Consider the following 13,765-nt stretch of genomic DNA (forward strand, 5'->3'; position numbering starts at 1 on the left):
GAGGAGAGCATTATGAAATATAAAGTTATATTATTCGACGTAGATGATACATTATTAGATTTTCCTGAAACGGAAAGAAACGCATTACATAACGCGTTTGTACAGTTCGGGATGCCTACTGGGTATGATGATTATCTTGCAAGTTATAAAAAGATTAGTAATGGATTATGGAGAGATTTAGAAAATAAAATGATTACGCTAAGTGAATTAGCAGTAGATCGATTTAGACAATTATTTGCCCTTCATCATATAGAAGTAGATGCGCAGCAATTTAGTGATAGATACCTTGAAAACTTAGGAAAAGAAGTACATCTTATAGAAGGTGCAGTGCAATTATGTGAAAATCTACAAGATTGCAAGCTAGGTATTATTACGAATGGATATACGAAGGTGCAACAATCTAGAATCGGAAATTCACCTTTAAGTAACTTCTTTGAACATATTATTATTTCAGAAGAAGTCGGCCATCAAAAACCAGCACGTGAGATTTTTGATTATGCGTTTGAAAAGTTTGGGATTACGGATAAATCAAGCGTACTAATGGTTGGAGATTCCTTAACTTCTGATATGAAAGGCGGAGAAGATTACGGCATTGATACGTGTTGGTATAATCCAAGTTTGAAAGAAAATAAGACAGATGTTAAGCCGACTTATGAAGTGGAGAGCCTGCTACAAATTTTAGAAATTGTGGAAGTGGCGGAAGAAAAGGTAGTTTCATTTTAATCGTGTTGATATTTTTCGATAAGTCGATATTCTTTGTCGAATAGTTAATGTATTTTGAGTTACGGTAGATATATTGGAAAAATCGTACCTATAATTTGAGTTGCGTTCAATTTATAGGTACGATCGCTGTAATAACTAGAGGTGAGTGAAAGATGTTAACGTTTTTATTTGAGTTAGACAAGGCTATTCCACAGAAGGATGAGCCACGGTATGCCGCTTATGCAAATGGATTTATTGAAGGGGATTTAACGATTCGTGTGAGTGACCGCGTACTTTTTCAGAAGTCATGCATGAAGGTTGCAGAGCTTGGTATTTATTTAGGACAGTGGATGGAACAAGTGCAACATGGGCAGAAAGAAAAATTGAATTATGAAACGAGTGACCGTGAGGAGGTAATTCTCGGATTCTTCTATGAAGAGGAAGATCAGTGGAGAGTTTCTTCCAGTTGGCAGCTATTTGAACTTCAGGAACGTATATCCACTGCGGCATTAGTTGAGAGCGTTCAACGTTATTTGAATGAACTCAATAAGGAGCTGCGCGCGATAGAATATCCTGTGACGTTTGATCAGTACTTAAGAGGAGAGCGAATGATGCAGCTTTCTTACAAACGACTGTGTGATAGTAAAGCGGATACGACTTCAATAGAGGTTTACAATGGAAGCGAAGGAGTAGGCGCAGTACGGGGCTATTATAAAAATACGTTGATGAAAGTGCTAGACTTTATTCCGAAAGTCGGTAGTAATATCATTTATGAAATAAAGGATAGTAAGGACAATATTCGCGTCATTGCAAAGGATGTAAGTAGGCAGCGTCAAAGAAGGATTTTAGTAACGTACATCGATCATAATGATGCAGAGCATGAAATACTTGTATGTGATGGGAAGTTATTAGATGCAAATTTCTTATTTACTTTTACATATAAGACAGAAGAATATGTTGTTCACAAAACTTCAATTGGGCTTGGAAAGTTATTACGAAACGGCTATGTAATCGCAGACTGGAATATTCGTCTTGAGGAAGATATGTATTATATCGAGATGGATGTATATGATGAAGATTATATAGAGGATCAATACTTACTGTTAGGCGTATTTCATGCTGTTTTGTATGGGTGATAAATGAGAAGTACCGGTATTCTTCATGGAAAGAATGCCGGTATTTTTATATGATTTTTTGTCTTCAATTAATCCTCGAAAATAAAAATCTCATCAATTGTACTATGAAGTGCCTTCGCAATATCGTGAGCAAGCTGTAAGGAAGGGTTATATTTTCCTTTTTCGAGATGGCTAATTGTTTCACGGCGTACACCAACAGTTTTCGCTAAATCTTCTTGTGTCATGTTCGATTTGGCGCGGTATTCTTTTATTTTCGTTACGAACGCCATGGTGCATCTTCCAATTCATCAACTGGTTTATCGTAAAAGAACATAGAGAAGCCGAACGTAAGAATGAGTGTGCTGAAAATAAGAGCGATATCAATCTCTTGTAGTGTAGGGTTTGGAAATAACATTTCAATAAACATAATGACAGCGGTAGTTAGTAATGTAACGATAAAGGCGTTACGGCACGATTTATTGACGATTTGTTCAAATAGTTCATCATGTTGAACCGTTCTATACGTTGTGAAAAAGGAGAAGAAACAGAACATAGTAAACAACCCTTTTTCATAAAAAAAGCCGAGGAAACCGAAGAAACCGAGAAATCCTAAATATTTTATCCAAGTTGTTTTCACGATAGATTCTCCTTTCGATGTTAGAAATAAATCACGTTATGTTATAAATATATCACATATAGAAATGTATAGTAATAATAGTTTTCCAATTCTTTTCATAATAATAGTAAAAAGAGGAAATATAATGCGAAATAAGGAGGATAATATTGTAAAATGGTTGTAAGAAGGGGGAGGAAGGAATGCTAACTTGGATCATGATCGTTGTATTACTTGTAGTGATTACTGTAGTGGCAACGGTGTTAATTGGGCGGAATGGTGATGCGAATTATAGTAAAGCGACAAAAGGGAATATTAAACGGCTGACGATGATCTATATTTTACTAGCTGTCGTTTTAATCGTTGGATTAGGCGTGTATATTTATTTTAAGGGATAAAAAAACTGAAAAAATATAAAAATCTAAAAATAGAAGTATGCTATAATATTGATATAGTTATTTGGTAATTAAGGAAAGGATTGGATGGAATGATTGAAATTACGAATGTGTCAAAAAGTTATAATGGGTCTACTTATGCAGTAAAAGATTTAAGTTTATCTGTGCCTAGCGGAGAAATTTTTGGATTTTTAGGACCGAATGGTGCGGGTAAATCAACGACAATTAAGATGATTACTGGTATTCATGGAGTGGACAAAGGGACGATTACGATTAACGGTAAAGATATTATGAAAAATCCGATGGAAGCGAAAAAGACGTTTGGTTATGTTCCAGATAGCCCAGATATGTTTTTGCGGTTAAAGGGAATTGAATATTTAAACTTTATGGCAGATATGTATGAAGTGCCGAAAGAAGTACGCCAAGAACGAATCGAGTCTTTAGCGAAGAAATTTGATCTTTATAACGCATTATCTGATCAAATTCAAAGTTACTCGCACGGTATGAGACAAAAAATCGTTATTATTGGTGTGCTCGTGCATGAGCCAGATGTATGGATTTTAGATGAACCGTTAACGGGGCTTGATCCGAAATCCGCATATATTTTAAAAGAAATGATGAGAGAACATGCGGATAAAGGAAAGATTGTATTTTTCTCTACACACGTATTAGAGGTAGCAGAAAAAATATGTGACCGCGTCGCGATTATTAATAAGGGAAATCTTCAGTTTAAAGGGAATTTAGGTGAAATGAGAGATCATTTTAAATCCAATGAATCACTTGAAAAAATGTTCTTGGAGATGACGGGCAATGAGTAAAATTTGGACGTTAACGAAAGTATTATTGAAATTAAATTATGCAGATTTCATAACAGATAAGAAGAAGCGATGGGCGTATGTCTTTTCATTTGCAGCCATTCTATTTGTCGGCTTTTTAATATTTGGTTCGATGACGCACGGAATGTATGAAGGTATGAAACATTTGGGGCAAGATCCAGGAATGATTATCGCAATGGGACTTGCGATTGCGAGTATATGGGTATTTTTAATGAGTATAACGAACATTTTAACTGTATTTTACTATAGTAATGACATTGAAATGTTATTGCCGTTACCATTGAAACCAGCGCAGATTATTTCGGCAAAATTTTTAACGGTATTAATTACACAATACGTAATGAGTTCATTTATTTTACTACCAATCTTTATTACGTACGGGTTAAAAAGTGGCGCATTTATTACATATTACATATACATGATTTTTATTTACTTACTTTTCCCGATTGTGCCGTTAGTGTTAGCTTCGTTACTGATGACAGTTATTATGAGGTATACAAATATAGCGAAAAATAAAGATCGAGGCAATATATTTATTGGAATCGTAAGTATACTATTTATTGTAGGAATTAATGTATTTTTACAGTGGAAAAATAAAAGTTCGTTTTCTGAAGATGCACTTACGAATTATCTTGCGAACAACGAATCTTCACTTCTAGTACAAATGACAAATTATTTTCCAACTACATATTTTGGAGCAGTGGCATTAGTAGAAAATGCAAATTGGAAGGGTCCTTTATACGTAATCATCTTTGCACTTATTTCATTTGTATTTTTTGTGTTGTTTTATTACATTGCAGAGCGTACATATTTAAAAGGGGTTATTGGACTTTCAACGAGTACAGCAAAAAAAGAGGTCATTTCAGCAGAAGGTTTACAAAAATCAACGGTTCAAAGTTCACATTTAAAAGCGTATGTGAAAAAAGAATTTAAAACGTTATTCCGTACACCACAATTTTTCTTAAATTGTATCGTACAAACTTTTGTTATGCCGATTATGTTATTCTTTGTTTTATTCGTGCAAGATGGGAATTTAAAGTGGATTACAGGGTATATTGATAACCCAGAATCAGCAGGATTGGCGATTGGTGTAGGGCTTTGTGCATCGTTATTTTTAATGGGAAGTAACGTTATCGCAACAACATCATTTTCACGTGATGGAAGCTCTTGGTTTGTGAATCGATATTTACCAGTAAAAGCTTCAGACATCTTTTTTGCGAAAGCGATCACTGCTTGGTTAATTAATGTAATTATTTTAGCAGTATTCGGTATTACGATGGCAGTTGTAGCGGGAATTTCTCCTGTTTTCATGATACTTTGGTTTTTACTAAGTGCGAACGGGTTATTGTTAATTAATTTAATCGGTACACGCTGGGATGCACAAACTGCAGATATACATTGGGATACAGAGCAGAAATTATTTAAGAGCCGATATACAACTTTGTGGAATTTTTTAGCTAATATTTTTATAGCTTTAGTTATTGTAGCGGGAGTAAGTCTATTATACTTCTTCCTTCAAGTAGGACTATGGGTTATGTTTATCGTTTTATTTGTAATGTTTACGATCGTAAATTATATCTTCATTAAAATTTTGAAATTAGGTGCAGAACGCATATTGGCAAATATTGAATAAAAAGATAGATCCTCTGTATTCGTGCAGGGGATTTATCCATAGATGGAGGAGAAAAGGTGAAGAAAATAGCAATTGTAACAGGGGCAACTCGTCTGAATGGAATTGGTGCAGCTGTATGCAAGGTGCTTGCTCAAGAAGGGATAGACATTTTTTTCACGTACTGGTCTCAGTATGATAAAGCGATGCCTTGGGGAATGCATGACAAAGAACCCTTTTTGTTGAAAGAGGAGATTGAAAGTTTAGGTGTTCGATGTGAAATGGCAGAAATCAATTTATCGCAGTCGTATTCGCCAAATCGTTTGTTTTATATGGTCTCAGAACGTTTAGGTGATCCATCTATTTTAATTAATAATGCAGCGTATGCAACTCATACGAGAATTGAAGAATTAAATGTAGAACAGTTAGATAAACATTATACAGTGAATGTTCGCGCTACTATGTTATTAAGCTCATTATTTATAAAACATTATGCACTGAAAACGAGTGGCAGTATTATTAATCTTACTTCAGGGCAGTCATTAGGGCCGATGCCTGATGAACTAGCATACGTAGCGACGAAAGGAGCAATTGAAGCATTTACAAAATCAGTAGCACCAGTTGCGATGGAGAAGGGGATTACAGTAAATGCTGTTGATCCAGGGCCGACGAATACAGGGTGGATAACAGAGGAGCTGAAGCATCATTTAGTATGGAAGTTCCCACAAGTTAAAGTAGGAGAACCAGCGGATGCAGCGCGCTTAATTTCTTTTTTAGTAAGTGAAGAAGCAAAATGGATTACTGGGCAAGTCATTCATTCGAACGGTGGTTACTCATAAATATATTATGTTAACAATTGTTGAGAAACAAAAAAATAAAAGAAAATTTTATTTTTTTGTGTAAATAAAATGTCAAGAAAGATAAAAATTTGATAGGAGAGTATATCGTCATATGAAGATAGTAATTCTTCATGTGACAATATACTCTTTTTCTTTTGCTAGAGAGAAGAAAAATGAAGTAGAAGAAACTCGAATATTCAAATTCGTTTATCAGTTTTTGTACGTATTATTATGAAGATTACTGTCGGAAAGATGGTAATTCGTATGAAAAGGGATTTTTTAAGGGGAAATCGAATCGTAAAGGGGAGGATAAATAAAGTAAACATAGGGGGATTTATATGAAAATGAAAAAGGTCGCTATCGCATCGATAACAATTGGTACAATGCTTACTATGGCAGCTTGTAGTCCTTCAGCAGAGAAAGAGACAGAAAAGAAAGAACAAGTAACAGCGCAAAATGAAGGAGAAGCAAAAACGACAAGTGTAGATGAGACGTCAAAAACAACGAAAGATACTGAAAAAGATACAAATACTTCTTCAAATGAAAAAACAGATAAAGATGCAAAAAATACGAAAGAATCATCAGGAACAGAAAGTAACGGTAAAACATCATCTCAAAATGAGAATGTGAAAACAAAAGAAAAAGAGACGACAGGAAAAACGAATGACGAAACGACTAGCGGAAAAACGACAGATCAAAGTACAAGTACAAACTCAAACGGAAAAACAACGAAAGATCCGAAGAAAAGCGTAGCTGTGAAAACAAATGTTAAAGAAGTTGCTGCATTAATTGAAAGTTTAGACAAGCAATTAGCTGCAAATCCTAAATTAGAAACAGTAAATAAACTTGGAAAACAAATTAATGAAAAGTGGGATGTAATCGAGAAAGAGTTAGAAGCATCTCACCCAGCTGAATATAAAACAATTGGACAAAGTATGTATCCGTTAATTGTAGGAGCGGAGAAAGAAAAGATAGATATTAATAAAATGAAATCATTAACGACGAAAACGAAAAAAGATTTAAATCAGCTAATAACGAAACTTTCGTAGTTTCAAAAGCCTACTGTGGAAGTAGGCTTTTTTGTATTTTTTGTAAAAGTCTATTTATTTTCAATTACGATACGAAATGAACCGAATGCTTGTTGACTGACATAATCTTCTTCGCTAGTTTTATAAGGAAATGGAAAAGCGACGAGCTGAAAATTACTTTCCTGATCCACTGAAGGCAATGTGAAATTGAAAATTTGTCTCGTTTCAGGTGCGACCGCAGTATAAACGATTTTTTTATCATTACATATTTCAACTTGTTCCCAATCTTTAAATGCCACGATTGCGTAAGTCATTTCATCTTTTGTTTCATTACCGTTTGATAAGGTTAATTGTCTGCCTTCTTTTTCAGAGAAGACAGTTTGTAATTTTTCTTCATTGTTCGTAACAAATAATGGTTCATAAAGACCATCTTTTAAAATAGTATTTGGTTGTATAAAGGTGAGTTTTATTTTTTTGCGTCTCTCCTGAGAGGAATTTATGGAGTATCGCATACTTAAAATCTCTTCTAATATAACCGCTTTATTTAAGTCATTATCTTTTAATTTATATTCAGGTTTTTTAATTATTAAAAAGGTTAATTCACTTGCATTAGGAGAAGTGTGTAAAGTGATTCTCGTAGTAATTGAACTATTTGGTTTCATATCAAAAGAATAGTGTAATATTTCATTAGCAGCTTCTTCTATTTTAAAAGGTTTTTGTTCGTAATCTTCTAGGACAATTAATCCATATTTTCGGTCTTCATCAACATTATGTATGAATGATAACGATACATTTATTTTATTATTCTCCATAGTAATTTCACTACCATTGTTAATATGTTCACCTTTAGTATTCTTCAATCCGTAAGAAATAGTATTGGTTTGTTGCTCTCGCTTATTTTCTTTAGGAGATGTATGTGGTTGTATGATTGAAGTAGGGAATAAAACATAAATGATAATTAATGAAATAAGTATAACACTGATAATAATATACATTTGTTTCATAAATAGCACCTCAATATATTTAAAATATAAGAGAAAAAAGATATGCAAGATGCATATCTTTTTTCTCTTTCTTACCAGGAAGCTTTTGTTTCGTGATTCACATCATTATAACCATTTAATTTATAGGTATGATTACCAATAGCATAATCATCTCCATAATAAACACTTGTGTTGGTCGCTGTAGCACTTACATAAGTTGATTTTTTCGCACTATTACTTTTCGTATTCACTATTGAGCCATCGCCATTGAAAGTTCTTGCTTTTGCATAAATATAGTCTTCGGTCGTAGTTGATTTCGATTTAGCAACTGCATATGGGTTACCGAAAAAGGGAGTATACACGCTAATGTTAGAGTCATTCTTAGGTGCAGCTGCAACAACCAAACTAGGAACAGTAGATGTTTTTGCTGATTGAACTGTATCATAGTCAACTAAAACAGGCTGCTTGTCTGCAGCACCCACCTCTGAGGCACTTGCGTTATTAGTAAAACCAAAACCTAAAACCGCTAACCCTAAAGTTGTCACCGCTAAAGATTTTTTCATATTCACTAATTTTCCCACCTTTTTAAATTTTTGAGTTCGAACTCAATTCATACAATATATGAAAATTTTGAAACTCTCAATAACTTGTCCCATACTTAACTTACCTTTTACTTTTGATTCAACATTTCTTCATTTGTAAAAAATCGAATATCTCTTCTAATGCTTAGACAGCAAGGGAAACAGGTTTAACTTTATGAAATTCGTGTAAATTTAAATCTATTCATTTCATGATCTCTGTTATTTTTAAGGTTATGTGGGAAACTTATCTAAAAAGGATAGTGATAAAAATGACAATCGATCGAGTTTGTACAATTGGGCCAGCAAGTAATAATAAAGAAACGTTAGCGCAGTTAATAAACAATGGTATGAAAATAGTGCGGTTGAATTTATCACATGGCACGCATGAAAGTCATAAAGATATTATTCGTTTAGTAAAATCGTTAGATGATTCTATTAAAATTTTAGGCGATGTACAAGGTCCTAAAATAAGGTTAGGTGAAATAAAAGGAGAACAAATTACACTTCAGGTTGGAGATTCTTTTACTTTGCATACGCAGCCAGTTACAGGGAGTAATAAGGAAGCAAGTGTGGATTATGAAGGAATCGCGAATGATGTGAAAGTTGGCAGTAGAATTTTAATTAATGATGGCGAAGTTGAGTTAATCGTTGAAAAGGTAAGTACGGAAAAAATAGAAACAAAGGTGAAAACAGGTGGTAATATCTCATCTCATAAAGGGGTGAACTTACCAGGGGCAATCGTTAGTTTACCAGCTATTACAGAGAAAGATAAAAAAGACATTCAGTTTCTTCTAGAAGAGGATGTTGATTTTATCGCATGTTCTTTCGTAAGAAAACCTAGTCATATAAAAGAAATACGAGATTTTATACAACAGTACAAAGAAACTTCACCTAATGTAATTGCCAAAATAGAAACGATGGAAGCAATCGAGAATTTTCAAGATATATGTAAAGAAGCAGACGGAATTATGATTGCAAGGGGCGATTTAGGAGTAGAGTTGCCGTATCAATTTATTCCGCTCTTGCAGAAAATGATGATTCAGGAATGTAATCGAACGAATACATATGTTATTACAGCGACACAAATGCTTCAATCAATGGTAGATCATTCTATTCCAACAAGGGCTGAGGTAACTGATGTGTTTCAAGCTGTACTGGACGGAACGAATGCTGTTATGCTTTCCGCTGAAAGTGCATCAGGCGAGCATCCGATTGAAAGTGTACAAACATTACGTCTCGTTTCTGAATTCGCTGAGCATGTGAAAAAAGACGGTCCTTTTGTAATGAAAGATGTACTGGAATTGCTGCATAAGTCTTTGGATGAGTGATAAATAAAAAGAGGGCGGATATGCATCCACCCTCGTGTTTTTCATTCATATTATTCTTGCTCTTGCTCGTCCAAAATTTTATCAAAAGCAGCAGATACTTTATCAAACTCTTCATCATTTTCAATGTATGAAAACTCATTATCTTCTTCTACTTTTAAAAAGAAAATATCAATGTCTTCCTCAGATTCTGTTTGAATGTCTTCTACGAAGGCAACTGCAATATATTCTGCGCCTTCGACATCCATCGCTCCAAGTACTTCTACTTCCTGATCCTCATTATTCTCATCACTGAGAGTAAACACTTCGCCAACTTCAATATCAGACATATCCATTCTCCTCCTGTTCGACTCTAAAAAATAGAGCGCTCAAACTGTATACATACTAACATATCTTTCCATGAAAAATCAATTTCATACATTAGAAAAACAACTGATTTTTCAATAGAATAAGTATTTAGCTAGAAGGAGTTTCATTTGTGAGTGTTATATTACTTAATCCATTCAACAATTGTATCCATAGTTTGTCTTGTTTTATCACGCTTTGGATCTTCTTTACGGTAACCAAAGGCAACCATAACAGACACTTCAAGATTATCGTCTTTTATAATGTCTTCTTGACGAAGTAAAGAATCTACTTTCTCTTTATCAAATCCTTCTATTGGACAAGAATCAATGCCAATTTGAGCTGCACTCGTCATCATATTACCTAAAGCAATATAAGATTGCTTAGATGCCCAATCAAATACAGCACGATCGGATTGTAATAAGTTAAAATCTGTTTCCTGGAACTTTTTGAAGAATTCATATCTAATTTTTTGAGTGTCTTCAGGCAATCCAATAATATCGTTCATCATATATTTAATATACTCTGCATCATAATGCATATCTTTAATGTTTCTTGAAAGAACAATGACAAAGTGACTTGCTGTTGCAAGTTGCCCACCAGCGCCCCATGAATACGGTTGTAGTTTTTCTCTTAATTCTTTATTTTGCACGACAATAAATTTCCAAGGTTCATAACCAAAAGAAGAAGGAGAAAATCTGCCTGTTTCTAAAATGAAATTAAAATCCTCTTCTGAAATTTTGTGCATAGGATCGAACTCTTTACATGCATGTCTGAAATGAAAGGCCTCCATAATTTTCTCTTTTGTAATTTGTTTTGTATTTGTCATAAAAGTTCCTCTTTTCGTTAATTTATTTTTGTAAGTAAATTATATTTTTAAAGTAACATAGATACAAGTACGCACATTTATGTGTTATAGTATCAAAAAAGATACTATTGATAAGGGAAGGGATTTATTATGGATTGTTCAAACGAAAATAATATAAATTACCCATTTTTAAATAAATATTCTTGTCCAGTGGAAGCTATGGTTGAGGTTATTGGCGGAAAATGGAAAGGGGTTATTTTGTATCATTTATTAGATGGTACAAAGAGATTTAATGAATTAAAAAGATTAAAACCTAATATCACACAAAGAATGTTAACGCTTCAGCTTAGAGAACTTGAAGCAGATGGCATTATACATCGTGAAGTATACCGTGAAGTGCCGCCAAAAGTAGAATATTCATTAACTGAGCTTGGTGAATCACTACGTCCAATGATTCTATTAATGATGGAGTGGGCAACTCATAATATGGAGAAAGTTTTGGAGAGTAGGAATACGAAAAATAATAGTTAAGAGTTGGAGAAATAAAAGGTGTTTTCCATAGGTGAAGACACCTTTTATTTTTTACTTTCTAAAATTTTGGTTGTCATTAAAATGCATGTGAATCTATTCTTGGGATGTGCTATTGATTTTGCTATGAATCAAAAACTTTCTTTTTAGTAGTGGAAATTGCATCTAATAAAAGGAAAACGGCCGCTATAATATGTAGAACGATTTCTATATAAGGAAAGAAGGCAACTAGAGTAACGATAATACCGATATAATGAGGGTACGTATTCATGCCTTCTTTTTTAGCCAATAAAATGGTAGTGATATGTAAAGCAATCACTAGTAAAGGTATCCCATATAGGTTAGCATGATTTAGAAATAAATAACAAAAAGGAATCAATAAAAGATGATAGATCCCTGTGGCCCACTTTAGTGCTTGTATGTAAGTTTTCAAAGTAAATCCTCCTAAAATAATTCGTATCTATATATTACCAAAAATAATAGATAATTGGATATTGAATACTTGTGGTTTTTAGTAGAATATAATTATTTTATGTAAACTAATTGTTTCGTTATCTATAAAATAGAAAAACCACCCAAACGAGGGTGGTTCGTATTATAAATAACTACTTAAAGAAGAAAGGGAGACTTTCATCTCACTACCTTCTTTCATATTCCGCAGCATAGCGGTTTCTGTACTAAGTTCTTCTTCCCCAATAATAAGCACATAAGGGATATTCTCTTTATTTGCATAATTAAGGGCGCGTTTTAATTTGCGTCCTGCTAGTTCAAGTTCGACTTTTAAGGAAGTGGTAGAACGTAATTGCTGGGCAATTTGTAAGCATTGTAATTCTGTCCCGAGTGGGATGATAAATACATCCGCTGTAGATGATATCGTTTCATTCTGTGATAGTGCTGTATAAATAACGTCTAAACCGAATGAAATACCGACAGTTGGATAGTTCATATTATCACCACGGAATGCTCCAATAATATTATCGTATCGACCGCCGCTACCGATGCTAGATGTAATTGAGCCGTCTTTTAGAAAGATTTCATATACGGTGCCTGTGTACATTGTAAGTCCTCGTGCTAAAAATGGATTGAATATAGCATTCTCATTTATTCCAAGGGCGATTAAATATTGTTGTAATTGTTGTAATTCGTTTACTCCTTCGGCAACGAGTGGAGTATTGAAAGCTTCTTTAAAGTCAGCAATTGTAAGCTCTAGACAAGATAAAACGGTATTACATATCGTATCAGCCATTTCTTCAGAAATTCCGCGCTCTAATACATCTTTTCGTACACCATCAATCCCAATCTTTTCGATTTTGTCTAATGATAAAATGACGTCACTCGTTCGTTCAGTAGGGATGTTAATGGACTCGAGTATACCGTTTAATAATTTTCGGTTATTATATTGGATCGTTACTTCTAAGTTTAACGTTCGGAACAGTTCAAACGCCATACTCATAAGTTCCGCTTCTGCCATGACTGATTCTACACCGACAATATCAACGTCACATTGAATGAACTCACGAAATCTCCCTTGTTTAATTGGTCCATCTCGAAATACTTTTCCAATTTCATACCGTTTAAAAGGGAGGCGGATGTTCGGATTCATTGCCACGACTTTTGCGAATGGAATTGTTAAATCGTAGCGTAAGGAAAGGTCACGTTTTCCTTGATCTTGAAGCGTATATATTTCTTTTAAAATTTCATCGCCACCGCCGTACTTGTAAGACATAAGCTCATACATATTTAACGTTGGTGTTTCTAACGGTTTACATCCGTATCGTTCAAACGTATCTTCACACGCTCTTTTAATTGTATTTCGCAGCACTTGTTCCTCTGGTAAATAATCTTTCGTTCCTTTTACGTTTTTCATTTCCATCATAATCACTCCTTTTTTAAATTAAAAAAAGCTATGCAGGTATAAAAATACCCACATAGCTTTATGAACGCTTCGTGGGTCAACAGGAAAAGCCCTGTACCCACGAAGAAAAATTTTCTTCGGATACACGGCGTTACGTATGATGATGAAGTTGGAAAGAAGTATTAATATTTCGCATGACAAAT

Annotated in this window: 17 protein-coding genes; 9 read left to right on the top strand and 8 right to left on the bottom strand. The window is 34.0% G+C overall.

What is annotated here, in order from left to right; translation table 11 throughout:
• The first annotated feature begins 12 nt into the window (after positions 1-12).
• Complete coding sequence (locus MKO96_RS14280; protein WP_240587830.1) at positions 13-723, top strand: YjjG family noncanonical pyrimidine nucleotidase; 711 nt, start codon at positions 13-15, stop codon at positions 721-723.
• Positions 724-875: 152 nt separating this feature from the next.
• On the top strand, positions 876-1,838 hold the full coding sequence (locus MKO96_RS14285) for a tubby C-terminal domain-like protein (protein WP_240587831.1): 963 nt from the start codon (positions 876-878) through the stop codon (positions 1,836-1,838).
• Between the two features lie 68 nt (positions 1,839-1,906).
• Here the strand turns inward: MKO96_RS14285 and MKO96_RS14290 are convergent, their stop codons facing one another.
• Entirely contained in the window at positions 1,907-2,107 is a 201-nt protein-coding gene (locus MKO96_RS14290; protein WP_061678929.1) for a helix-turn-helix transcriptional regulator, read from the bottom strand.
• Positions 2,095-2,454, bottom strand: a complete 360-nt coding sequence (locus MKO96_RS14295; protein WP_088047139.1) for a DUF3796 domain-containing protein — start codon at positions 2,452-2,454, stop codon at positions 2,095-2,097. The genes MKO96_RS14290 and MKO96_RS14295 overlap by 13 nt, the downstream gene beginning before the upstream one ends.
• Positions 2,455-2,633: 179 nt before the next feature.
• Here MKO96_RS14295 and MKO96_RS14300 point away from each other — a divergent pair, with 179 nt between their 5' ends.
• The 5 genes from MKO96_RS14300 (at position 2,634) to MKO96_RS14320 (ending at position 7,158) form a co-directional block, all read left to right on the top strand.
• On the top strand, positions 2,634-2,828 hold the full coding sequence (locus MKO96_RS14300) for a hypothetical protein (RefSeq protein ID WP_000958866.1): 195 nt from the start codon (positions 2,634-2,636) through the stop codon (positions 2,826-2,828).
• Between the two features lie 89 nt (positions 2,829-2,917).
• Positions 2,918-3,643: an ABC transporter ATP-binding protein gene (locus MKO96_RS14305; protein ID WP_046957932.1), complete on the top strand. Its 726-nt coding sequence runs from the start codon at positions 2,918-2,920 to the stop codon at positions 3,641-3,643.
• On the top strand, positions 3,636-5,294 hold the full coding sequence (locus MKO96_RS14310) for a putative ABC transporter permease subunit (protein WP_240587832.1): 1,659 nt from the start codon (positions 3,636-3,638) through the stop codon (positions 5,292-5,294). The genes MKO96_RS14305 and MKO96_RS14310 overlap by 8 nt, the downstream gene beginning before the upstream one ends.
• 56 nt (positions 5,295-5,350) lie before the next feature.
• Entirely contained in the window at positions 5,351-6,109 is a 759-nt protein-coding gene (locus MKO96_RS14315) for an SDR family oxidoreductase (protein ID WP_240587833.1), read from the top strand.
• A gap of 338 nt (positions 6,110-6,447) precedes the next feature.
• The gene (locus MKO96_RS14320; protein WP_240587834.1) at positions 6,448-7,158 is read left to right on the top strand and encodes a hypothetical protein; all 711 of its coding nucleotides are present in this window, start codon (positions 6,448-6,450) and stop codon (positions 7,156-7,158) included.
• A 50-nt stretch (positions 7,159-7,208) separates the two neighbouring features.
• On the opposite strand, the gene MKO96_RS14325 is transcribed toward MKO96_RS14320, so the two are convergent.
• Together MKO96_RS14325 and MKO96_RS14330 are read right to left on the bottom strand one after the other, a co-directional pair.
• Positions 7,209-8,141: a hypothetical protein gene (locus MKO96_RS14325; protein ID WP_240587835.1), complete on the bottom strand. Its 933-nt coding sequence runs from the start codon at positions 8,139-8,141 to the stop codon at positions 7,209-7,211.
• Positions 8,142-8,212: 71 nt separating this feature from the next.
• Complete coding sequence (locus MKO96_RS14330) at positions 8,213-8,689, bottom strand: XoxI protein (RefSeq protein WP_240587836.1); 477 nt, start codon at positions 8,687-8,689, stop codon at positions 8,213-8,215.
• Between the two features lie 281 nt (positions 8,690-8,970).
• Between MKO96_RS14330 and MKO96_RS14335 the strand changes: the two genes are divergently transcribed.
• Positions 8,971-10,029 carry a pyruvate kinase gene (locus MKO96_RS14335; RefSeq protein WP_240587837.1) on the top strand — a complete coding sequence of 353 codons (1,059 nt, stop codon included), beginning with the start codon at positions 8,971-8,973 and terminating at the stop codon, positions 10,027-10,029.
• Between the two features lie 50 nt (positions 10,030-10,079).
• Here the strand turns inward: MKO96_RS14335 and MKO96_RS14340 are convergent, their stop codons facing one another.
• The gene (locus MKO96_RS14340; protein WP_002008111.1) at positions 10,080-10,361 is read right to left on the bottom strand and encodes a DUF1292 domain-containing protein; all 282 of its coding nucleotides are present in this window, start codon (positions 10,359-10,361) and stop codon (positions 10,080-10,082) included.
• Positions 10,362-10,516: 155 nt separating this feature from the next.
• Positions 10,517-11,200 carry an NAD(P)H-dependent oxidoreductase gene (locus MKO96_RS14345; RefSeq protein WP_240587838.1) on the bottom strand — a complete coding sequence of 228 codons (684 nt, stop codon included), beginning with the start codon at positions 11,198-11,200 and terminating at the stop codon, positions 10,517-10,519.
• A 129-nt stretch (positions 11,201-11,329) separates the two neighbouring features.
• On the opposite strand from MKO96_RS14345, the gene MKO96_RS14350 reads away from it, so the two are divergent.
• Positions 11,330-11,710, top strand: a complete 381-nt coding sequence (locus tag MKO96_RS14350) for a winged helix-turn-helix transcriptional regulator (protein WP_000340656.1) — start codon at positions 11,330-11,332, stop codon at positions 11,708-11,710.
• A gap of 121 nt (positions 11,711-11,831) precedes the next feature.
• On the opposite strand, the gene MKO96_RS14355 is transcribed toward MKO96_RS14350, so the two are convergent.
• Together MKO96_RS14355 and MKO96_RS14360 are read right to left on the bottom strand one after the other, a co-directional pair.
• Positions 11,832-12,140: a hypothetical protein gene (locus MKO96_RS14355; protein ID WP_240587839.1), complete on the bottom strand. Its 309-nt coding sequence runs from the start codon at positions 12,138-12,140 to the stop codon at positions 11,832-11,834.
• Between the two features lie 162 nt (positions 12,141-12,302).
• Positions 12,303-13,580 (bottom strand): histidine--tRNA ligase, encoded by a 1,278-nt coding sequence (locus MKO96_RS14360; protein WP_240587840.1) that lies wholly within the window; start codon positions 13,578-13,580, stop codon positions 12,303-12,305.
• Between the last annotated feature and the right edge of the window lie 185 nt (positions 13,581-13,765).

This window comes from Bacillus sp. ES1-5 (assembly GCF_022487605.1).
GTDB lineage: Bacteria > Bacillota > Bacilli > Bacillales > Bacillaceae_G > Bacillus_A > Bacillus_A wiedmannii.

Bases quoted from the DNA above. Each gene is read 5' to 3' on its own strand.
- MKO96_RS14305 (WP_046957932.1), top strand. From the start codon at position 2,918: ATGATTGAAATTACGAATGTGTCAAAAAGTTATAATGGGTCTACTTAT.
- MKO96_RS14320 (WP_240587834.1), top strand. From the start codon at position 6,448: ATGAAAATGAAAAAGGTCGCTATCGCATCGATAACAATTGGTACAATG.
- MKO96_RS14290 (WP_061678929.1), bottom strand. From the start codon at position 2,107: ATGGCGTTCGTAACGAAAATAAAAGAATACCGCGCCAAATCGAACATG.
- MKO96_RS14335 (WP_240587837.1), top strand. From the start codon at position 8,971: ATGACAATCGATCGAGTTTGTACAATTGGGCCAGCAAGTAATAATAAA.
- MKO96_RS14340 (WP_002008111.1), bottom strand. From the start codon at position 10,361: ATGGATATGTCTGATATTGAAGTTGGCGAAGTGTTTACTCTCAGTGAT.
- MKO96_RS14280 (WP_240587830.1), top strand. From the start codon at position 13: ATGAAATATAAAGTTATATTATTCGACGTAGATGATACATTATTAGAT.
- MKO96_RS14325 (WP_240587835.1), bottom strand. From the start codon at position 8,141: ATGAAACAAATGTATATTATTATCAGTGTTATACTTATTTCATTAATT.
- MKO96_RS14345 (WP_240587838.1), bottom strand. From the start codon at position 11,200: ATGACAAATACAAAACAAATTACAAAAGAGAAAATTATGGAGGCCTTT.
- MKO96_RS14360 (WP_240587840.1), bottom strand. From the start codon at position 13,580: ATGGAAATGAAAAACGTAAAAGGAACGAAAGATTATTTACCAGAGGAA.
- MKO96_RS14300 (WP_000958866.1), top strand. From the start codon at position 2,634: ATGCTAACTTGGATCATGATCGTTGTATTACTTGTAGTGATTACTGTA.
- MKO96_RS14285 (WP_240587831.1), top strand. From the start codon at position 876: ATGTTAACGTTTTTATTTGAGTTAGACAAGGCTATTCCACAGAAGGAT.
- MKO96_RS14350 (WP_000340656.1), top strand. From the start codon at position 11,330: ATGGATTGTTCAAACGAAAATAATATAAATTACCCATTTTTAAATAAA.
- MKO96_RS14310 (WP_240587832.1), top strand. From the start codon at position 3,636: ATGAGTAAAATTTGGACGTTAACGAAAGTATTATTGAAATTAAATTAT.